Source organism: Tsukamurella sp. 8F (genome assembly GCF_029167375.1).
In the GTDB taxonomy this organism is placed as follows: Bacteria; Actinomycetota; Actinomycetes; order Mycobacteriales; family Mycobacteriaceae; genus Tsukamurella.
In genome coordinates this window covers 65,214-85,562 of sequence record NZ_JARFTP010000012.1, presented here as the reverse complement: position 1 = coordinate 85,562, position 20,349 = coordinate 65,214, and the positions used below count along the sequence as shown (strand labels likewise).

Sequence of the window (20,349 nt, the reverse complement as noted above, 5' to 3'; positions counted from 1 at the left end):
ATACAGCCGTGCAGGAGGAGGTGACCGACGATGCCGCGACGCCGCGTGCCCAGACCTGGGCCCCCGACGGCACCGCCGACGCCCCCCTCACCAGCGACGGATTCCTGTTCTTCTACGACACCTGCGGAAACCGACATCTCGGCCACGGACTCCGCACAGCCGGCAGACGCGACGCTGTTCGCCGACTCCGCACCGTTCACGGAAGCATCGTCGGCAGGCTCGTCACCAGCGGATTCACCGACCGTCGAGATCGTTCCTGCACCGGGCCCGGCCTCGGACGAGACCTCGACCGAGGAGCTGTTCCCGGGAGCAGACGTCCGGTCTGGGACGGACACTTCGACGACGGACCCGCAGGAGACGACGGACCCGCAGGAGGCGGCCCCGCCCGAGGCGATCGATACTCTGCCTGCAGAGCCTCGGGCGCCCCGCAGGCGACGGTTGCGCGCGCCGGCGCTGCACGCTCCCCCGTCGCACGAACCCAGGCCCCGCGCCACCGGCTCCACCTCGCGGTTCCGCGCCTCCGGTCGGCTGCGCCCGGCACTGCCCACGCGGCGCCCGGGTCCCCGGACCACCGCCCTCGCCGGCGCCGGCGCGCTCACGGCCCTCACTCTGCTGTTGTCCTGCAGCGATTCGCCGATCCGCCTAGCGGCCGAGCAGCGCGACCCCGCGGCGACGGATCCCGGACCCGCTCTGCTCGCCCAGGCCGCGCCGGGTATGGGCGCACTCACGCCTGCCGCCTCGGCGGGCGGTCTCGGTTCCGGAACCGAGATTCCCGGCGGTCGCACGACCGCGCCGCTGTCGCCGTCGGCGGTGAAGCTGCCGGCGGGACCACTCGGTATCCCCGGTATCGCGTACCGCGCCTACCAGAACGCTCAGCGCCTCTTGGCCTCGGACTCCCCCGGTTGCAAGCTGCCCTGGTACCTGGTCGCTGCGATCGGGCGGATCGAGTCCGGTCACGCGGACGGCGGCAACGCCGACAAGGCCGGCCGGACCATCACCGACATCCAGGGCCCCACCCTCGACGGGACGCTCGCCGGCAACGAGGTCATCGTCGCGTCCCAGTCCGGCAGCTCCACGACCTATGCGCGTGCGCTCGGCCCGATGCAGTTCCTGCCGTCGACGTGGAGCCTCTTCGGCGCCGACGGCAACGGCGACGGTGTCGCCGACATCAACAACCTCTACGACGCCGCCTACGCCGCCGGTCGCTACCTCTGCGCCAGCGCGAGCGACCTCACCGACACGGCACAGGAGCGCAAGGCGGTCTTCGCCTACAACAACTCCGAGGAGTACGTCGACAACGTCGTCGCGTGGGCGGCGGCGTACCGCGACCGCGCGATCCCGGTGGGCGGCATCCCCGAGATGACGCATCCGATCCCGGCGCCACCCAAGCCGCCACCGGCGCCGCCGAAGCCCCGCGCGCACACCGTCGTGATCGTCAGCTGCCCGACGCAGGTCTCCACGGAACCCGCGGCACCGGGAGCTTCGGGCGCCGCGACCACCACCACGGGCCGCCCCGGCGCGCCGTCGGCCTCCGCTGCGGCGACGACCACGACGCAGCCGGGAGGAGCCTCGCAGCAGGCCGCTGCGCCGGGCGCGAGCGGCTCCGCAGCACCCTCGACGGTGTTCACGTGCCCACCCGGGATGAGCGCGGCGCCGTCGTCGGGCGACGATCCCGCGCCGATCGGAGGGCCCATGCCGGGTGCGATCCCCGTGCCCCAGCCGGGCGGCGGCCTGACCACCCCGGGCCTGCCCGGCGCCCCGAGCGCCCGGCCCGGCACCCCGCGTCCGAGCGTTCCGGGCGCACCCGGTCTGCCCGTGCGCCCCTCGCGCGCCGGAAACCCACCGGCGCCGGGGGCGGCGACGACCACCACGCCCGCGCCGCGTGCGCCGACTACGCGGCATCCCAAGCCCGCCCACGCGCCCGCGGCGCCCACGACCACCACGCCGCGTCCCCGGTGACGGCCCGGCACCGACCGTAGGCGGCAGTGGCGCCGGCGATAGCATGGAAGAACCATGACTAGCGCGGCATCTGAAGAGGCGATCCGGACGGCCCTGGCGGCCGTCGACGACCCGGAGATCGGCAAGCCGATCACCGAGCTCGGCATGATCAAGTCGATCGAGATCAACGACGACACTTCGATCGACGTCGGGATCTACCTCACCACCGCGGGCTGTCCGCTGCGGACGGAGATCACCCAGCGCGTGACGAAGGCCGTCGCCGATGTGCCCGGCGCGGGTGCGGTGCGCGTGGAGCTGGACGTGATGGACGACGAGCAACGCACGGCGCTGCGCCGCTCGCTGCGCGGCGACAACGCCGACCCGGTCATCCCGTTCGCACAGCCCGGCAGCCTCACGCGTGTATATGCCGTCGCCTCCGGGAAGGGCGGCGTCGGCAAGTCGTCGGTCACGGTCAACCTCGCCGCGGCGCTCGCCGATCGCGGACTGAAGGTGGGCGTGCTCGATGCCGATATCTACGGCCACTCCGTGCCACGCATGATGGGCACCGAGGCCAAGCCCACGCAGGTGGACAGCATGATCATGCCGCCCATCGCGCACGGTGTGAAGGTGATCTCGATCGCCATGTTCACGTCCGGCAACACGCCGGTCGTCTGGCGTGGGCCCATGCTGCACCGCGCACTCCAGCAGTTCCTCGCCGACGTGTTCTGGGGCGATCTCGACGTTCTGCTGCTCGACCTGCCGCCCGGCACGGGCGACGTGGCCATCTCCATCGCGCAGCTGATCCCAGGGGCAGAGATCCTGGTCGTGACGACCCCGCAGACTGCCGCGGCCGAGGTCGCGGAGCGAGCCGGCGCGATCGCTCTGCAGACCCGGCAGCGGGTATGCGGCGTGGTCGAGAACATGTCGTGGCTGGCGCTGCCGGACGGCGAGCGCATGGAGGTGTTCGGTTCCGGCGGCGGCGAACAGGTCGCTGCCCGGCTCACCCGCGCGGTCGGCTCGGATGTGCCGCTGCTCGGCCAGATCCCGTTGGATCCCACGCTCCGCGAGTCCGGCGATGCCGGCACCCCGATCGTCTTGTCCGGACCGGATTCACCCACGGGCTCGGCGCTACGGGGTATCGCCGACAAGCTCGCCGTCCGCAAGCGTGGGCTCGCCGGCATGTCACTCGGCATCGATACGACCCGCCACCTGTAGTTTTCACACCATTCGTGAAAATTAATTTTCGTGCATCACTAACCGGAGAATCCGACTCCGAATGCGCGATATCCGCAGGTGGAGCACCTTAGGTACCCAAAACGGTTCACAACCGACGGTTATTTATGCCCGACTGGTGTTCTCGTTGTCTACAAGGTCGCTGAGAATTTCCTGCCGAACTGCGTAACGCCGATCACTTCACGCCCTATAACCAGGACATGAAAAAGATACTGTTCCTCGCTACGGCAGTGATCGGACTCTCGGTCCTGTTCTTCGTGTTCGGTGACGCGGTCGCTCAGGCCGCGCCGCATCATGGCGGCTGGTGCGAACCCGGCCATTGGGTCGGCGGCTGGTACGAGCGACCGCGCTGGCACCCCGGCTCGTGGACGCCCGGACGTTGGCACGCCGGATTCTGGGACTGGCGTGGCTGGCACCAGGGCTGGTGGGAGCCCGGACGCTTCCGCCAGGGTTGGTGGGAGCCGGGTCGCTGGCACCAGGGCCACTGGGTCCCCGGCCGCTGCTTCCCCCGTCGCTGATCCCCTGACCTGATCCGATCCATGTGACCCTGAAGCCCGGTGGGCGGTCACCCCGAGACCCGCGCTACGTCGCGTCGGGATCGAAGGGAGGCCGCTCACCGGGCTTCAGTGGTTGCGACATGCGGGGCATCGTCGGGACGGGGCCCGACGACTCCGCGGCCTCGCCGTTCGCGGGCGCCTCGATGGCGGCTTCGGCTGCGGGAGCCCCGGGCGTCGACGCAGGCTTGGTCGGGGACGCGTCGAACAGGTCCCCCCTCAGGAACGAGTCGTCCCCGTCGAACAGATGCTTGGTGACGATGCCGGCCGGCGTCATGCCGCGCAGCTTCTGGATCTGTTGCAACGGCTCGCGGAACTCCTCGAAGTCCGTGCCCATCTCGTCCTTCAGCTGCTGCGTGGCGCCCGTCGCGTACTCCCGGACCTGGCGCAGCGCGTTCATCGTCCACTGCACCGCCTCCGGGAGGCGCTCCGGACCGAGGATCACGAGCCCCGCGACAGCGAGCACGAGGAACTCGCTCCAGCCGATGTTGAACACCCCGCCATCCTATTCCGCGCGCACCGCGCTCAGGAGTCCGCCTGTGGCGTCACCTGCACGGTGGTGGTCCGGCCGCCGCGCGTGACGGTGACGGGCACCTGCTTACCCACGCCGGCCGCGCGGATCGCGACCACCACCGCGGCATAGTCCGCGACGTCCGTATCCCCGACCTTGGTGATGACATCGCCCTCACGGATGCCCGCGCGCGCCGCGGCGCCGCCGTTCTTGACGTTCTCGACGCGAACGCCCGACGCCGTGTCGTTCGACACGGTGCGCCCGTTGACACCGAGGTCCGCGTGCACGACCTTCTCGCCCCGGATGATCTTCTCGATGATCGGCTTGGCGACGTTGATCGAGATGGCGAAGTTCAGCCCGACGGCGAACTCCGCGTTGCTGGCCAGCGTGTTGACGCCTACCAGGCGCCCCTTCATATCGAGCAGGGGCCCGCCGGAGTTGCCGTGGTTGATCGCGGCGTCGGTCTGTACAGCATCCAGCACGGCCGGGGCGTCTGCGCCGTCGGCGGGCTCCTGGATGGCCCGGTGGGTCGCGGAGACCACGCCGGTGGTGACCGTTCGCTCGAGTCCGACCGGCGAACCGATCGCAACGACCGGCTGCCCAGGTGCCAGCTGGTCGGAGTCCCCGAGACCGATCTGGTGGAGCCCGTCCACATCCACCTTGACGACCGCGAGGTCCGTGCCCGGATCGGCACCGACCACCTTGGCGGGCACGCGGCGACCGTTCCAGAAGACGACCTCGGTCTTCGCGTCGTTGTTACCGACGGCGTCGGACACGACGTGGTTGTTGGTGAGGATGTAGCCGCGAGACGCATCGATCACCGAGCCGGAGCCCAGCCCGCCGCTCGTCCGCGTCCGCACATCGATGGTCACGACGCCCTGGCCGACCTGCGAGACGACGGCCGCGGCAGAGCCCTGGTCCGATATCTTCGACGAGTCCTGGGCAAGGGCGGCGTGCGGATCCGTCAACCGCTCGTACGTGGTACCGGTGATGCGGCCGACGAAGCCGCCCACGAGCGCCCCTACCAGCGCGATCACGAGCGCCACTCCCGCGAGGGCGGCCAGGGCTCGCGGCGCTACCCGCTCGCCGAACAGCACCTCGCGAACGCCCAGCTTGGGGCCTGGCCCGGGCTCGGGCCGCGGCGGCGCCTCAGCGGCGGGGTCACCCAATCCGGCCAACGACTCCGTGTCCCGCCACGGATCCGACGGCGCCTCATCCTCCCGCTCGGTGCCGGGCGGTATCGCGAACGGATCGCGCTGCAGCACCTCTGTCGACCCCTCGGGGCGCGCGAAGGCCTCGCGCAACACGGGATCGGGGTCCGCGGAACCGATCCGCTCGTCCGGGACCGACGGTGCCTGCCCGTCGAAGGAGCCCGCAACACCCGACGGACGCCCGAACACGGCGTGCTCGCCCTCCGAGACTCCGGGGCGCGCGGTCGGACGGGGCGCCAAGCGGGGATGTGGTTCGTCCTCGCGACCCCTCTCGCCGCCGGAGTGCGGCGGCTGCGGTACGTCCCGCGAAGGCTCGGCGGGACCGTCGGGCGTGTTGGCGTCGGACGTCACGCCACGAATCTACCCACGCGGCTTGCGGCGGGCTCGCCTCCCCTGCGCGGCGCGCCGTGTATCCGCATCCGTCGAGCTGTAGGCGGGGAATTCGGGGGCGTCGAAGGCGGTAGGGATCTGCGACAGCGTGCCTAGGAGGTGGCGAGGCACGCTGATCTCGCCGGACTCGCGCAGCATCTCGCGGGCCTGGCGCTGCGCGTCGACCTCCGCCGCGCACACCGGGCATTCCGCGATGTGCGTGGCCGCGCGCATGTGCGCGTTCATCCGCAGCTCGCCGTCGACGTACGCGACGACGGCCTCGAAGGCGAGGTGTTGAGTGGAGGTGAAGCGCCGCTCCCCCGGGGCTGTCGGGGCCACGGGGGCGAGGAAAGCCGAGTTTCCGGACTGCTGGAGCCGCCCGGGCACCCGAGACAGAACTCGGCGCAACGCCGCTGTGCGGTGCTCACGGGTCGGGTCTTCGGCCGGGTCGGGCCCGGGCGCATACGGTCCACTCACGTCGCGTCCACCTCGCTTTCGGCCGTGCGGGTCTACCGCCCGTTCACATTACTGCATACCCATGAGTAACGAACGGGACGCGACCTCAGGTTCCCGACAGCACGGGAACGCTCAGTAGGCGAGCGAGGCGCTAGTGGTGTGACCGCTGCCGGCCAGGGTCTCACGGATGGCGGCGCGCCCGCGGTGGATGCGCGAACGCACGGTTCCGAGCTTCACGCCGAGCGTCGCGGCGATCTCCTCGTACGACAAACCCTCGACGTCGCACAGAACGACGGCGGCGCGGTACTCGGGCGCAAGCGAGTCGAGGGCTCGCTGTAGGTCGGCACCGAGATTCGCATCGTCGAGAACCTGTCCGGGATCCGGATCCCCGCTCGGGACACGCTCGTAGTCCTCGGGCAGCGCCTCCATACGGATGCGGCCACGGCGGCGGACCATGTCCAGGAACAGGTTGGTGGTGATGCGGTGCAACCAGCCCTCGAAGGTTCCCGGCTCGTAGTTGTGCAGGCTGCGGAAGACCCTGATGAAGGTCTCCTGCGTCAGATCCTCCGCGTCGTGCTGGTTGCCGGACAGCCGGTAGGCCAGACGGTATACGCGATCGGCGTGCTCGCGGACCAACTGATCCCAAGACGGGAGCAGCGACCGGTCCCCGGTCTCGTCGAAAGCGGCGGTGCCCTCCGGCGCGGCGTCGTCGGCCCCCGACTCCAGCGGTTCCACCGCATCGTCGAATCGGGCGTAACGCGCCATTCCAACCTCCCTCGGCCCCGGCCCGAGCCGGGTCTCCTGTGCACTGAACTCCCGACACTCGGCATTTGTTCCCGTCGAGCATCGGCGTCGGCTAGAGCCTTTCGAACCCCCGTGTGGCACCACTGATAGCAGTCTGTGTGTCGCCTGTGACTCTATTTCCGTCACTAACTGTTGCAGGTGGCGGCCACTCACGCAAGGGTTCACGATAGGCTCGGGCACGTGCCACGACCTGCAGATCCCGCCGCCCTGCTCGAGTTCACCGAGAACGCGATCGTCGAGGACGACGCGATGGCCTCGGCTCGGGAACGCGCCGCCGACCTCGGCGTGCCGGCCGTCGCGCCCGCGGTGGGCGCCGCGCTGTCCGTGCTCGCGGCCGCCACCGGAGCGAGATCGGTGGTCGAGGTCGGCACCGGGGCGGGAATCAGCGGCCTCTGGCTGCTGTCCGGTATGCGCCCTGGCGGAGTCCTCACCACCATCGACTCGGAGTCCGAGTACCAGTCGGCCGCGAAGATCGGGTTCTCGGCGGCGGGCGTCGCGACCAACCGCACACGCCTCATCAACGGGCACGCACTCGACGTGCTGCCGCGACTCGCAGACGAGACGTACGACCTGATCTTCGTCGACGGCGAGGTCGGCGACGCTCCGCGCTACGTGGCCGAGGCCGTGCGGCTGCTGCGCCAGGGTGGAGTCGTCGTCGTCAACACGGGCGTCGCGGGTGCGCGCATCGCCGACCCGAAGGTCACCGACGACGACGTGCTCGCCGCACGCGAGGCGACCGAATCCATCGCGGCCGACGAGCGCCTCCTGCCTGTCGTGCTACCGCTGGGCGGCGGCCTCGTCGTCGCCGCGAAGGCGTACACCGAATAGCAGTGGCTGTTCAGCCCGCGAGGGGGAACGGTGGACCGCCGGTTCCCTCGACGCGGTAGCTCCCCCACCCCGTGCGCTCCGTGACGGCGGCCGGCACCGTCGGCCCGTCGCCGATCGCGAGGGTCACCGAGCCCTTCTTCGCCTTCTTCAGCTGCGCGCCCGCCTCCGGGTCGTCGACCGTGCCGTACCAGTGGTAGTGCCCGTCGAGCGGTTCCAGGTGCCCCGATAGGCGCACGGGCACCGTGAACGCCGATTCACCCGACGTCATGCACGCGGGCCCGGAGTACACACCGTCGTCGCGCAGATACGGATCCGAGAGATCGACCTCTTCGCGCGTCGGGCGACGCAGGCGACGCCGGGTATCGCGCCGCACAGCGTGATCGGCGGTGACGGCAGCACGGGAGGTAATGCGTGTCGCGCCCTCCTCGGCCATCCACTTCAAGCAGGTACGGACGAAGCGCTCGGTCCCGTCGCCGAGTACGAACAGGTTCGGAACACCGTCGACGAGCACGCCGAGGTACGCGTTCGGCGAGCCCGGGCCGATCTCGTCGGGCGCGGGCGGGAGGCCGGGAATCCGGGGCACGTCGACGGCGACGCGAGCGTCGCATACGACGACGTCGTACTCGCCCTGCCAGCGGTCGGCCGCCGGATCGAACGTGATCGGCTCCGTGGGCGGCCGCATCACCGTCGTGGACCCCAGCCAGTGCGGCGGCGGTCCGTCGGTCACGACCAGGATGTTCACGCCCAGAACCCCGCTCGCCGCCACGCCACCCGGGCTATCGGCCCCATCAGGCCCACCGACTCGAGGAACTTCCCCAGCCCGCGGAAACCGTCGTGCTTGGCCGCGATGTGGTTCGGATTCGTCACCGCGGCGCGGTATGCGGCGCGCGGATCGAGACCGACCCTGGCGTACATCCGCGGGTTCGCGAACAGGTACCGGAATCCCAGAGCCGCCGCGAAGTGCAGGTTGCCGGCGACGAACGTCTGCCGGCGACTACGGGTCGCCATGCCGCGCTTCGCCGCGTCGCGGGCGTACCCGATGTGCCTGGCCTCCTCGGTGACGTGGATCTGCATCAGCCGGGCGACGATGGGCTGCAGCTGCGGATCCTGGTGGATCTTGCGCTGCTGCGCATCGAAGATCTCCTCCCCCACCAGTGCGAACACCCACACCGCATCGCCGCGGATGAGCAGCGGCAGCAGGTACTTGACGACACCGAGCTGCCAGCCGCGCAGCCGGAACGGCCGGGCGCCGATCCGATCGATGACGCGGCCGAACATGACCATGTGGCGGCACTCGTCGCCCATCTCGGTCAGTGAGTAGTGCGAGTCGCGCGAAGTCGGATCGGCGCTCAGGAGGTTCCGCAACAGCATCCGATTCAGCAGGTTCTCGAACCAGACGCCCATGGAGAGCAGGTTCACGAGTTCCTGCCGAGACAGCTCGACCTGCTGTTCCCTGCTCATCGACTCCCAGATGTCGGTGCCGTACAGGGTGCACATCTGGGGCGGCAGGAACCACTTGTCTTCTTCGAGAGGGGCCTCCCAGTCGATATCGACTGCGGGGGCGTAGGAACGACGGACCGAGCCACCGAGGAGGCGGCCTGCGACGTCTTCGCGGGAACGGCCGTCTTCGGGCGAACGGCCGTCCTCGTGGGACATTCGGCGAGCTACATCTGTGGTCATGTGTCCAACGTAACTCCGCCAATAGACAGTTTTCAAGAAATGTCTACTGCGCGTCGCCCTTCAGATACCTGCGCTGGATAGGAACGACGAACTCCTCCGCATAGTGGCGTCCTATCGCGACCAGCTCCTCGGTCGACGCCCCCTTCGATCCGGGCAGCGGAGACAGCACGACGCTGTGCAACTGCCGGACGACGAAGTCCGCGAGCGCCTCGAGGTCGCAGTCGGCGCGGTAGTCACCCTTGCGGATCTCCCGATGGAAGAACGCGCGCCCTTCGGCCAGCGTGGGCGAGTCCCCGAGGATGTGCGGGATGAGCACCTGGGGATTCACAGCCATCGCACGCACGAGGATCCGGTGGCTGAGGAGGTATGCATAGACGAAGCCGAAGCTCGCCGCCATGCGCTCGGTATGTCCCGAGATGCGGCCGGCGAACTTGTCCACCTCCACGTAGAAGCGATCGAGTTCGCTGCGAATCGCCGCCTGTACCAACGCGTCCCGGCCAGGGAAGTGCTGATACAGCGTCGCGCGCGCCAACCGCGCCCGGCGTGCGATCGCGTCCATGGACACCCGCCCGAGTCCCGACTCGGCCGCCCACTCGAGCACCGCACCGAGGATCGCCGCGCGTGTCTGCGCTCGGCTGTCGCCCCGCTTCCGCGACCCGTTGCTCGGCACCTACTCCCCCGTGGGTTCGGCCATGACGGGCAACGTCAGTCGCGGGTACTTCGGGGGAAGCCCGTCGCCGGTCGAGACGCCACGCACACGCCGCACCACCCACGGATAGGCGAACTCGCGGCGCCATCTGCGCTTGATCTCGCGGTCCTCCGCCGGGGTGACGACCGGGACCGGGCCCAGATCGAGCGCCTCGATGTCGTGCTCGACGCCTAGGAGGTCCAGGACGCCGATCGCCATCCTGGTGTGCCCAGCAGTCGACATGTGCATACGGTCGAACTCCCACATGCGCGGGTCGCGATACTCCCGCATGCGCCAGTAGTCGAGCAGCAACGTGCCGCGGTCCTCCGCGATCTCACGCACCAGTTCGTTGTAGATGGCGAAACGGCCGCGCAGCGCCGAGAAGATCCCGCCGCCGTTGGTGTCGGCGCCCGTCCACACCACGACGGTCGCACCCGAATCGGCCAGGCGCCCGATCATCGCGTCGTAGCGCTGCATCAGAGCGTCGATGTCCACAGACGGGCGGATCAGATCGTTCGCCCCCGCGTAGACGGTGATCAGATCCGGCCGCATCTGTAGGGCCGGTTCGATCTGTTCGTCATCGACCTGCGCCAGCAACTTGCCTCGGATCCCCAGGTTGGCGAACCCGAATCCGGGCGTATGCGCCGCCAGCTGCTCGGCGACGCGGTCCGCCCACCCGCGGAACTCGTGGGTCCCGGTCGGGTCCGGGTCGCCCACACCCTCCGTGAACGAGTCGCCGATCGCGACGTAGCGGCGGAATGAACCCGCGTCGCCTACGGTCCCGCTAGACATCGGTGGAGAACCGCACGCCGCCGTCGGGCAGCTCCACTCCGGGCCACACCCGGGCGCCGTGCAGCAGCTCGCAGCGGGCGCCGACCGAGGCGCCGTCGCCGATGACGGCGTCGCGCAGACGCGCCCTCGGGCCGATCTTCGCGCCGAACCCCAGGATCGACCGCTCCACGATCGCGCCCGCCTCGACCTTCACGCCGTCGAACACGACTGCGCCGTCGAGCCTGGCACCCGCGCCGATCTCCGCTCCCCGGCCCACAACTGTTCCGCCGATCACGAGCGCACCCGGCGCGACCGATGCGCCCGGGTGCACGAGGGCCTCGCCGCGCGGCCCTTCGAGCGCCGACGACGGTGCGATCCCGCGGACCAGGTCCGAGCTGCCGGCGACGAAGTCGTCCGGGGTCCCCATGTCGCGCCAGTAGGCGTAGTCGACGTGACCGTACAGTTTGCGTCCGCCGTTGAGCAGCGCCGGGAAGACCTCGCGCTCGACCGACACGGCGCGACCGGTCGGGATGTCCTCGATGACCGAACGACGGAACACGTAGCACCCAGCGTTGATCTGGTCCGTGGGAGGATCCTGGGTCTTCTCGAGGAAGGCGGTGACGCGGCCGTCGGCGTCGGTGGGCACGCAACCGAACGCGCGCGGGTCGCCCACACGCACAAGGTGCATGGTGACATCGGCGTCCTTCTCCCGATGCGTCGCGAGCACTGCCTTGAGGTCACTGCCGCCGAGCACATCGCCGTTGAAGACCATCACGGTCTCGGCGCGCAGCTGCGGCAGTACGTTCCGAATGCCGCCACCCGTGCCCAGTGGCTCGGTCTCGGTCACGTACTCGAGCTCCAGCCCCAGCTCGGACCCGTCGCCGAAGTGCTCCTCGAAGACCTCCGCCTGGAACGACGTGCCGAGCACCACGCGGGAGATGCCCGCGTCGCGGATCCGCGACAGCAGGTGTGTCAGGAACGGCTGTCCCGCCGTCGGGAGCATCGGCTTGGGTGCCGACAACGTCAGCGGGCGCAGGCGCGTGCCCTTGCCGCCGACGAGGATCACCGCCTCCACGTCGCCCAACGGCGAATCGGTGCCGGCCGGACCGGCCGCCCCACCGCTACCCGCGATCTGATCCGTCATCGGTTCACCTCTCCCTGACCGCGCCCGCACGGGCACGTTTGGCCATCGTCACCGCGATCCGCGACCTGGCGCCCAGCCCAGCCTTGAGCGCCACCCGCAGCGGCAGCCTCGCGGGCCCGGGATTCCGGTCGGCGAAGAAGCGGTACGCAGACACGTGGTGCGCTCGGAGCGTCACCTCCGGCACCCGCCCGGCGGCGTGCCCCTTCGCATGCACGATCTCGGCGGACGGAACGTACACGTTCCGCCAGCCTGCGCGCGTGAGGCGGTCGCCCAGATCGACGTCTTCCATATACATGAAGTATCGGTCGTCGAAGCCGCCGAGCGCGTCGAACGCCGCACGTCGCACCAGCAGACACGAGCCGGACAGCCAGCCGGCGTCCCGCTCGGCGATCGCCGCCTCCGCCTGCTGGTAGGTGCGCGTCCACGGGTTCGCCGGCCACACCTTGCCGAGCACCGCGTGGCCGGCGCCGGATACGAGCTGCGGGACCTCGCGCGCGGACGGGTACACCGTGCCGTCGGGATCACGGATCAGCGGGCCGAACGCGCCGGCGCCCGGCAGCCTGTCGGCCGCGGCGAGCAACTCGTCGATCGCCCCCGGTGCGAAGCGCACGTCCGGGTTGGCGACGAGGAGGAATTCCACGTCGACGGGAACCTGTGCAGCAGCGAAGTTCACGGCCCCGCCGTAACCGAGGTTCGCGCCCGTTCGCAACAACCTCGCGAACGGGTACCGCTCGGCCGCCGCCTCCGGAGCTCCGTCGACGGATCCGTTGTCCGCCATGAGAACCCGTGGCGCCGTGATGGTCGCAGCGGGAATGCTGGCGAGGAAGTCGTCGAGGTGCTCACCGGGCGAATAGGTGACGGTCACGACCGCCACGCGTTCGCGTCTGTGTTCGGCTCCGTCCTCTGCCACGGACGACAGGGTACCGGGGCGTGAGTGCGCAGCGAGCTCACAGGTTCCCGGGCGGGTTCCCGGAAGGCGCGACGCGATGTACTTCGTTACATTCCCGCTTCAGCGGAAGTCCTACCGGACTGAAGTACCGTTGACGCGAATGTGCCGGCGACTGTGCCGTCACAGCGGACGCGCGTGACCTCTTCACGCGCGTACGAGCCAGAGATCGAAGGAGCCGTTTGGTGCCCGAAAACCCGAGCCCGGATCAGGGGGGCTCCGGCGACCGGCCGACACGCAGGCGGCAACCCAGACGGGACGCACGCCCGCAGGGAGCGCCGGCGCACGGGGTCCGCGGCAGCACGCCGTCGGGCGAGCCCGGCGAGCCCTCCCGACGGTCCGCGGCGCGCCACGGTGAGCGCGGAACCCGCACCGCGGGGCTCCGCGGAGCCGCGAACGCGGCGGCACCCGACCGCGCGGGTGTGCTGCGGCTCGGCACCGCGGCGGTCGCCCTCTTGTCCGTGCTGGTTCTGGTCGTCGTCGGGTATGCGTGGGCGCGCGTCGATGCACTCGAGTCCGCGGTGAGCCGCGTTTCGATCCCACGCGGCTCGGCGCCCGACGGGGCGACCGACATCCTGCTCGTCGGCACGGACTCCCGCGTGGATGCGCAGGGCAACCCGCTGTCCGACAGCGAACTCGCCAAGCTGCACGCCGGTATCGACGACGGAACGCTCAACACCGACACCATCATCCTCATCCGCATCCCCAACGACGGACGCTCCGCGACTGCGATGTCGATCCCCCGCGACTCGTACGTGAGCATCCCGGGCCTCGGCAAGGGGAAGATCAACTCGGCCTTCGGCACCACCGTCATCCAGAAGAAGCAGGAGCTGGAGAACGAGGGCGAGTCCGAGGAGCAGGCGATGGATGAGGCCACCAAGGCGGGCCGCGACGCCCTCGTGCAGACCGTCGCAGACCTGACGGGCGTGACCGTCGACCACTATGCGGAGATCGGCCTCGTCGGGTTCTCGTTGCTCACCAATGCCGTCGGCGGCGTCGACGTGTGCCTCAAGCATCCGGTCAACGACACGTTCTCCGGCGCACGGTTCCGCAAAGGCAAGCAGACCCTCGACGGCCCCAAGGCGCTGAGCTTCGTACGGCAACGCCACGGGCTGCCCCGCGGCGACCTCGACCGGATCGTGCGGCAGCAGGTGTTCATGGCGTCCCTTGCGCATAAGGTCCTGTCCGCGGGCACCCTGTCCAGCCCGTCGAAGCTGAATCAGCTCGAAAGCGCGATCCACCGCTCGGTCACGATCGACGACCAGTGGGACACCATCAGTTTCGCCAAGCAACTCGCGGACCTGTCCGCAGGCGCGATCAAGTTCGCCACCATCCCCGTGGTCCGCGACGACGGCTGGAGCGACGACGGCCAGCAGTCCGTCGTCGTCGTCGATCCGAAGCAGGTGCACGCCTACACCAAGTCGCTACTCGGCGGCGAGATCCCGAAGACCGTCAAGAAGTCGGCCGCGTCCACCCCGGCCGCGCCGTCCGTCAACGCGGGCTCGGTCTCCGTCGACGTCGTCAACGCGGGCGACACGGCCGGCCTGGCGTCCGCCGTCTCCGAGCTACTCGCCGGCAAGGGCTACGCGCGTGGCACCGTCGGGAACGCGGAGGGCGGCGAGAGCTATTCGCGGAGCACCGTCGTGGGGCCGAGCAAGGACGACGCCGGCGCCAAGGCCGTCGCCGCCGCGCTGGGCGGACTCCCGGTCACTGCGGACACGTCAGTCGACTCGGGCCATGTGAAGGTCGTTCTCGCGAACGGTTACACGGGGCCGGGCGCGTCCGGCTCCACCGACAGCAGCGACAGCAGCGACAGCAGCGACAGCAGCGACTCCGAGACGACCACGACCGAGGCCATGGATCCGTCGCTCGCCGCGACGTACTCGTCGATCCTCAACCGGCCCGGTTTCTCAGCCGCCCAGAACGGGGGTGTGCCGTGCGTGGACTGACGGTCACCGATCGCATCCTTCTCCCCGCGGCCGGGCCCGATCCTCTGTTCACCTGGTACGACGATGCGACCGGTGCGCGTATGGGCCTCTCCGGCGTCACGCTCGCGAACTGGGCCGCCAAGTGCGCCAACCTGCTCCGCGACCAGTACGGGCTGGGCGAGGGTGATGAGGTGGGCGTGCTGCTCCCCGCTCACTGGCAGACGGCCGGGATCCTGTTCGGAGCATGGTGGGCAGGCTGCGAGGTACGGTTCGGAGCATCCGGGTCGGTGACGTTCTGCACGCCCGAGCGGGTGTCTGAGGCCGATGGAGACGAGGTTCTCGCAGTGGGTCTCGACGCCTTCGGGGTAGCGATCTCCGGCCTCCCCGTCGGGATCGACGACTACACCACAGAGGTGCGCGCGCACCCCGACGGGTTCACGCCCGGCGGAGCCGGTCCCGCCCTCGACGGCGACTCCGTCGACCTCGTGGTGGCCCGCTCGACGGCGCTGGCCGCATCCGCGGGCTATACCCGGGGCGACCGCGTGCTGTCCACGCGGGAGTGGGCGGGCGTGGACGACGTCTACGACGGCCTGCTCGCACCCCTCGCCGCCGAGGCCTCCGTCATACACGTATCGAACCCCGACCGCGACGGGCTGGCCGCGAAGTTCGAGACCGAGAAGGCGACCGCCCGCGTCACCTAGGCTCATGCAGCCTGCGCCGGCGTCAGGCGAGCCGACGCAGGCGAACCTCGGAGCGGGTCGGCCAACGGCCGGGTGGACTGTCGGTCCACGATGCGAACTCGACGGTGTCGACCGAGCCATACCCGGACAACGCGGTCGAGAACGTGTGGGCCATCGATGATCTGCCGCCGGGGCCGAACGTCCAACCCGCGACTGTGCGTATGGCCGCGGCAAGGATGAACGGCCGCGGGAGCGCTCGGTTGGATGGCATCAGCATGCGTTAAGCGATCGACTGGGGGCCGCCGGTCTACTACGACGCATGACGAATCCCGGATCGTGGCAGCACGGCGAGCAGCAGTGGCAGACGCAGTACGCACAGGGACCGCAGTACCCACATGGCAACCCCTATCCGCAGGGGCCGCAGTACCCGCCGCAGGGTTCGCTGTACCCACAGGCTCAGCCGCTCCCCGTCGTAACGACGCCGCCCGGCCGCTTCGGCTGGGCGCGTAACCAATGCACGATCGTCGCCCTTGTGGTGGCGCTGGTCTACATCCTGCTCGCAGAGACGAGTCACCTGGTGGTGATCGGCATCGTGCCGGTCGTGTTGGCGATCCGCGCGATCGCCCGGCGCGAGCCGCTGTGCCTCGTCGCCGTCGTCGCAGCCGTAGCGGCGGTTGCCATCTCGATCCACGCGCTCATCGGATGATGCGACGTCGGTGAGGCCACGCCAGACCGCCTGAGTCCGCAGCCTGAAGCTCGGGACGGGCCGCCACACGCGCAGCATTCACGACGGGCCGCCGGGAGGTTTCCCGGCGGCCCGTTTCGTGCTCGAAGCGTCAGCGCAACAGCTGGCGCGACATGACCAGTCGCTGCACCTGGTTGGTGCCCTCGTAGATCTGCGTGATCTTGGCGTCGCGCATCATGCGCTCGGCCGGGAAGTCCCGCGTGTAGCCGGCTCCACCGAGCAACTGCACGGCGTCGGTGGTGACGTCCATCGCCACGTCGGAGGCGAAGCACTTCGACGCCGACGAGATGAAGCCCAGGTCCTTCTCGCCGCGCTCGGCGCGCGCCGCGGCCGTGTAGACCATCAGCCGCGCGGCCTCGAGACGCATCGCCATGTCGGCGATCATGAACTGGATCGCCTGGAAGTCGGCGATCCGCTTCCCGAACTGCTTACGTTCCTTGACGTACTCGATCGCGGTGTCCAGGGCACCCTGGGCGAGGCCCACGGCCTGCGCGCCGATCGTCGGGCGCGTGTGGTCGAGCGTCTGCAGCGCCGTCTTGAATCCGGTGCCCGGCTCGCCGATGATCCGGTCGCCCGGGATGCGGCAGTTCTCGAACGCAAGCTCGGCGGTGGGCGAGCCCTTGATGCCGAGCTTGTGCTCGTACCCCGTCACCGAGAAGCCCGGATCGTCCTTGTGCACGACGAACGCCGAGATGCCGTTGGACCCCTTGTCGGGATCCGACACGGCCATGACCGTGTACCAGGTGGATTTGCCGCCGTTGGTGATCCAACACTTGCTGCCGTTGAGGACCCAGTCGTCGCCGTCCTGCTTGGCTCGTGTGCGCATCGACGCGGCGTCCGAGCCGGCCTCGCGCTCCGAGAGCGCGTACGACGCCATCGCCTCGCCGGATGCGAGGGTCGGCAGGACCTGACGCTTGAGCTCGTCGCTACCGTTCAGGATCAGACCCATCGTCCCCAGCTTGTTGACGGCGGGGATCAGCGACGACGAGCCGCAGACCCGGGCGACCTCCTCGATCACGATGCAGGTCGCGATCGAGTCCGCGCCCTGTCCGTCGTACTCCTCGGGGACGTGGATCGCGTTGAACCCGGAGGCCACCAGCGCATCGAGCGCCTCCTGCGGGAACCGCTCCTTCTCGTCCACGTCCTTCGCGTGGGGCGCGATCTCCTTCTCGGACAGCGCGCGAATCGCGGCACGCAGCTCGTTGTGCTCCTCGGGGAGCTGGAACAGATCGAAGTCGGGGTTACCCGCCATGGAGATCTCCTTTGACCGACGTGCAGGTGTCTCGGTCGATCCTAGCCCGCACCGCCGGTTCAGTTAGCTGCGGGTAACCGGCGGCGGATCACGCCGATGCGGCGAGCCCCGCGAACGTGACGTAAGGGCTGTCCGCCGCGCACACCTTCCAGCTGCCCGACGTCCGGTCCAGCGTGAACGCGACAGTCTTCGCGGCACGCCGGTTGTTCTTGGCCGTGCCGAGGTCGACGGTGATCTTCCCCTGGTTGCTGCGCACCGTCGCGGCGCGCGGACGGCCGATCACCAGCCGACCGTCGACGAGGCGCGTCTGCTTGGAGATCGCGGGCAGCATCTTGGGCTGCTGCAGGATGTCGTCGGCGAACAGGCCGCACGACAGCCTCTTCACGCGCGCGGTATCCCCCGCCAGAACGGCGTCGAGCTGCGATTGGATGGTGGCCGTCATGGCCTTCACCTGCTGCGGCGAAGCGGCACCCTTGGGTGCGACCTTCTTCATCGGGGCCTTCTTGCCCACGGCCTTCTTACCCGGCGCCGGTGCGTGCTTCGCCGACGGCGCCACATGCGGCGGCTGCGGCGCTGGGGCGGCCTGCGCAGCGGGTGCCGCCAGACCGGCAGCAAGCACAGCCGCGGCAATCACACCAGTGAACTTGAATCCCATCCGACCCATTGTTCTCTCCTGTCACAGAAGTGTCGCGGGTCAGTGTAAGGGCTGAGCACCGCTAAGGGAACCACTCCGTGCGCAGCGGGTTCCCGACGCTCACTCGAGCAGGCGCCGCCGGAGTGCGTCGTCCTTGTCCAGCACCATCTTCTCGAGCGACTCCTGGAACGCCGCGATGCGTTGCCGCAGCACCGGATCGGTCGTGCCGAGGATCCGTACCGCCAGCAGGCCCGCGTTACGAGCACCGCCGATGGACACCGTCGCCACTGGGATCCCGGCCGGCATCTGCACGATCGACAACAGGGAGTCCATGCCGTCCAGGTACTTGAGCGGCACGGGAACACCGATGACGGGCAGCGTCGTGGCCGATGCGACCATGCCCGGCAGGTGCGCGGCACCGCCCGCGCCCGCGATGATCACCTCGATACCGCGCCCGGCGGCGTCGCGCGCGTAGTCCAGCATGCGCTGTGGGGTCCGGTGGGCGGACACGACCCCCACCTCGAACCGGATGCCGAACTCGGCGAGCGCCTCCGCGGCGGCCTCCATCGTCGGCCAGTCCGAGTCGCTACCCATGATCAGGCCGACCCGCGCCCCGCCACCTCGCGTCGAACCGTCCACCGTCTCAGCCATGCTCGCTCCATCCGTCGGTCCACTCGGCGGTCGACATCCACGTCGCCGCCCGCTCGGCGCGCTCCCGCACGGCCGCCACGTACTCGTCGTACGCGCCCTCGGTGGGTGCGTCCGTCGCATCGCCGATCTCTCCACCCACGATGTTGACGTGCCCCACCTTGCGGTCCGGTCGCTCCCCCTTGCCGTACAGGTGCACCTTCGCGTCGGGCATACGGGCCATCAGGTGGTGCAGGCGCTCGTCCATCGACATCTCCGGCCGCTCGGCCGCGCCGAGGATGTTCGCCATCACCGTGATCGGCGCGCGCGGTGCGGTGCCGCCCAGTGGGTAGTCGAGTACAGCCCGCAGATGCTGCTCGAACTGGCTCGTCACGCAGCCGTCCTGCGTCCAGTGCCCGGAGTTGTGCGGCCGCATGGCCAGTTCGTTCACCACCAGGCCGCCGTCCTCCGTCTCGAACAGCTCCACGGCCATGACCCCGACGACGCCCAGCTCCCTGCTGATCGTCAGTGCGAGCGCCTCGGCCCGCTCCGCGGCCACGGAATCGAGCCCGGGCGCCGGTGCGAGCACCACCGCACACTGCCCGTTACGCTGCACCGTTTCGACCACGGGCCACGTGGCGCCCTGGCCGAACGGCGAGCGCGCGACCATCGCAGACAGCTCGCGGACCCACTCGACCTTCTCCTCCGCCATGAGCGGAACGCCCGCCGCGAGCTGATCACGGGCCACCTCGACGGCCTCGCCCAGCGTGTCCGGCAGCCAGACGCCCCGCCCGTCGTACCCGCCTCGGACGGCCTTGAGCACGATCGCACCGTCGACGCGGGCCCAGAACGCGCGAACGTCGTCCTCGGAGGCGATCTCCGCGAAGTCCGGCCCCGGCGCGCCGAGTTCGCGCAGACGCCGACGCATTGCCAGCTTGTCCTGCGCGTACAGCAGCGCCTGCGGCGGCGGATGGACGACGACGCCCTCGTCCTGCAGCGCTACGAGGTGCTCGGTGGGCACCCCCTCGTGGTCGAACGTCACGGCGTGACTGCCGTCGGCTGCGCGGCGCAGATCGTCGAGGCTGTCGTGCGAGCCGAGGACGACGTCCGCACACACCTGTGCGGCGGGATCCTCCGGCGACGCGGCGAGGACCCGCAGGCTCTGGCCGAGTTCTATGGCCGCCTGGTGCGTCATCCTGGCCAGCTGCCCGCCGCCGATCATCGTCACGCGCGGCGGTCCGTCCCTGTTCGGGACCGGTCGTTCGTCAGTCACGGCGACATCCTCTCAGGCCACCTGGCTGCGGCGGACACATCCGGGCCCGCCGGGACCGCATCACACTCTGCGAGGTA

General features: G+C 69.8%; 22 protein-coding genes. 7 read left to right on the top strand and 15 right to left on the bottom strand.

Features of this window, described 5'->3' with window-relative positions; genetic code table 11:
• Nucleotides 1–30 precede the first annotated feature (30 nt).
• The 3 genes from P0W64_RS11575 to P0W64_RS11565 all read left to right on the top strand — a co-directional run bounded on the left by P0W64_RS11575 (nt 31) and on the right by P0W64_RS11565 (nt 3,689).
• Nucleotides 31–1,959, top strand: coding sequence for a lytic transglycosylase domain-containing protein (locus P0W64_RS11575; protein ID WP_275480265.1), 1,929 nt, complete (start codon nt 31–33; stop codon nt 1,957–1,959).
• Between the two features lie 54 nt (nt 1,960–2,013).
• Nucleotides 2,014–3,153, top strand: coding sequence for a P-loop NTPase (locus P0W64_RS11570; protein WP_275480264.1), 1,140 nt, complete (start codon nt 2,014–2,016; stop codon nt 3,151–3,153).
• 218 nt (nt 3,154–3,371) lie between these two features.
• On the top strand, nt 3,372–3,689 hold the full coding sequence (locus P0W64_RS11565; protein WP_275480263.1) for a hypothetical protein: 318 nt from the start codon (nt 3,372–3,374) through the stop codon (nt 3,687–3,689).
• A 64-nt stretch (nt 3,690–3,753) separates the two neighbouring features.
• Here the strand turns inward: P0W64_RS11565 and tatB are convergent, their stop codons facing one another.
• The 4 genes from tatB to sigE form a co-directional block, all read right to left on the bottom strand.
• Nucleotides 3,754–4,221: a Sec-independent protein translocase protein TatB gene (tatB, locus tag P0W64_RS11560; RefSeq protein WP_275480262.1), complete on the bottom strand. Its 468-nt coding sequence runs from the start codon at nt 4,219–4,221 to the stop codon at nt 3,754–3,756.
• A gap of 29 nt (nt 4,222–4,250) precedes the next feature.
• Nucleotides 4,251–5,798 carry a trypsin-like peptidase domain-containing protein gene (locus tag P0W64_RS11555; RefSeq protein WP_275480261.1) on the bottom strand — a complete coding sequence of 516 codons (1,548 nt, stop codon included), beginning with the start codon at nt 5,796–5,798 and terminating at the stop codon, nt 4,251–4,253.
• A gap of 9 nt (nt 5,799–5,807) precedes the next feature.
• A complete protein-coding gene (locus P0W64_RS11550; RefSeq protein WP_275480316.1) occupies nt 5,808–6,155 on the bottom strand; it encodes an RNA polymerase subunit sigma-70 in 348 nt (115 codons plus the stop codon).
• Between the two features lie 249 nt (nt 6,156–6,404).
• Entirely contained in the window at nt 6,405–7,037 is a 633-nt protein-coding gene (gene sigE / locus P0W64_RS11545) for an RNA polymerase sigma factor SigE (RefSeq protein WP_275480260.1), read from the bottom strand.
• 219 nt (nt 7,038–7,256) lie between these two features.
• On the opposite strand from sigE, the gene P0W64_RS11540 reads away from it, so the two are divergent.
• The gene (locus P0W64_RS11540; protein WP_275480259.1) at nt 7,257–7,904 is read left to right on the top strand and encodes a class I SAM-dependent methyltransferase; all 648 of its coding nucleotides are present in this window, start codon (nt 7,257–7,259) and stop codon (nt 7,902–7,904) included.
• 10 nt (nt 7,905–7,914) lie between these two features.
• On the opposite strand, the gene P0W64_RS11535 is transcribed toward P0W64_RS11540, so the two are convergent.
• The 6 genes from P0W64_RS11535 to P0W64_RS11510 all read right to left on the bottom strand — a co-directional run bounded on the left by P0W64_RS11535 (nt 7,915) and on the right by P0W64_RS11510 (nt 13,097).
• Nucleotides 7,915–8,631 carry a DUF4873 domain-containing protein gene (locus P0W64_RS11535; RefSeq protein ID WP_275480258.1) on the bottom strand — a complete coding sequence of 239 codons (717 nt, stop codon included), beginning with the start codon at nt 8,629–8,631 and terminating at the stop codon, nt 7,915–7,917.
• Between the two features lie 11 nt (nt 8,632–8,642).
• A complete protein-coding gene (locus tag P0W64_RS11530; protein WP_275480315.1) occupies nt 8,643–9,560 on the bottom strand; it encodes a diiron oxygenase in 918 nt (305 codons plus the stop codon).
• A 67-nt stretch (nt 9,561–9,627) separates the two neighbouring features.
• Nucleotides 9,628–10,254, bottom strand: a complete 627-nt coding sequence (locus P0W64_RS11525; protein ID WP_275480257.1) for a TetR/AcrR family transcriptional regulator — start codon at nt 10,252–10,254, stop codon at nt 9,628–9,630.
• The gene (locus P0W64_RS11520) at nt 10,255–11,064 is read right to left on the bottom strand and encodes an SGNH/GDSL hydrolase family protein (protein ID WP_275480256.1); all 810 of its coding nucleotides are present in this window, start codon (nt 11,062–11,064) and stop codon (nt 10,255–10,257) included.
• Nucleotides 11,057–12,187: an NDP-sugar synthase gene (locus P0W64_RS11515; protein WP_275480255.1), complete on the bottom strand. Its 1,131-nt coding sequence runs from the start codon at nt 12,185–12,187 to the stop codon at nt 11,057–11,059. Before P0W64_RS11515 ends, P0W64_RS11520 begins: the two co-directional genes overlap by 8 nt.
• A 4-nt stretch (nt 12,188–12,191) precedes the next feature.
• Entirely contained in the window at nt 12,192–13,097 is a 906-nt protein-coding gene (locus P0W64_RS11510; protein WP_275480254.1) for a glycosyltransferase family 2 protein, read from the bottom strand.
• A gap of 221 nt (nt 13,098–13,318) precedes the next feature.
• Here P0W64_RS11510 and P0W64_RS11505 point away from each other — a divergent pair, with 221 nt between their 5' ends.
• Together P0W64_RS11505 and P0W64_RS11500 are read left to right on the top strand one after the other, a co-directional pair.
• On the top strand, nt 13,319–15,082 hold the full coding sequence (locus P0W64_RS11505) for an LCP family protein (protein WP_275480253.1): 1,764 nt from the start codon (nt 13,319–13,321) through the stop codon (nt 15,080–15,082).
• The gene (locus tag P0W64_RS11500) at nt 15,079–15,762 is read left to right on the top strand and encodes a TIGR03089 family protein (RefSeq protein ID WP_343232852.1); all 684 of its coding nucleotides are present in this window, start codon (nt 15,079–15,081) and stop codon (nt 15,760–15,762) included. The genes P0W64_RS11505 and P0W64_RS11500 overlap by 4 nt, the downstream gene beginning before the upstream one ends.
• A 22-nt stretch (nt 15,763–15,784) precedes the next feature.
• Here P0W64_RS11500 and P0W64_RS11495 read toward each other — a convergent pair whose 3' ends face one another.
• Complete coding sequence (locus P0W64_RS11495) at nt 15,785–16,012, bottom strand: hypothetical protein (RefSeq protein WP_275480251.1); 228 nt, start codon at nt 16,010–16,012, stop codon at nt 15,785–15,787.
• A gap of 48 nt (nt 16,013–16,060) precedes the next feature.
• Between P0W64_RS11495 and P0W64_RS11490 the strand changes: the two genes are divergently transcribed.
• Complete coding sequence (locus tag P0W64_RS11490; RefSeq protein WP_275480250.1) at nt 16,061–16,447, top strand: hypothetical protein; 387 nt, start codon at nt 16,061–16,063, stop codon at nt 16,445–16,447.
• Nucleotides 16,448–16,577: 130 nt separating this feature from the next.
• On the opposite strand, the gene P0W64_RS11485 is transcribed toward P0W64_RS11490, so the two are convergent.
• The 4 genes from P0W64_RS11485 to P0W64_RS11470 all read right to left on the bottom strand — a co-directional run bounded on the left by P0W64_RS11485 (nt 16,578) and on the right by P0W64_RS11470 (nt 20,272).
• The gene (locus P0W64_RS11485; protein WP_275480249.1) at nt 16,578–17,738 is read right to left on the bottom strand and encodes an acyl-CoA dehydrogenase; all 1,161 of its coding nucleotides are present in this window, start codon (nt 17,736–17,738) and stop codon (nt 16,578–16,580) included.
• 88 nt (nt 17,739–17,826) lie between these two features.
• Nucleotides 17,827–18,393 carry a hypothetical protein gene (locus P0W64_RS11480; RefSeq protein WP_275480248.1) on the bottom strand — a complete coding sequence of 189 codons (567 nt, stop codon included), beginning with the start codon at nt 18,391–18,393 and terminating at the stop codon, nt 17,827–17,829.
• 99 nt (nt 18,394–18,492) lie between these two features.
• The gene (gene purE, locus P0W64_RS11475; protein WP_275480247.1) at nt 18,493–19,023 is read right to left on the bottom strand and encodes a 5-(carboxyamino)imidazole ribonucleotide mutase; all 531 of its coding nucleotides are present in this window, start codon (nt 19,021–19,023) and stop codon (nt 18,493–18,495) included.
• The gene (locus tag P0W64_RS11470) at nt 19,016–20,272 is read right to left on the bottom strand and encodes a 5-(carboxyamino)imidazole ribonucleotide synthase (protein ID WP_275480246.1); all 1,257 of its coding nucleotides are present in this window, start codon (nt 20,270–20,272) and stop codon (nt 19,016–19,018) included. Before P0W64_RS11470 ends, purE begins: the two co-directional genes overlap by 8 nt.
• Nucleotides 20,273–20,349: the final 77 nt, after the last annotated feature.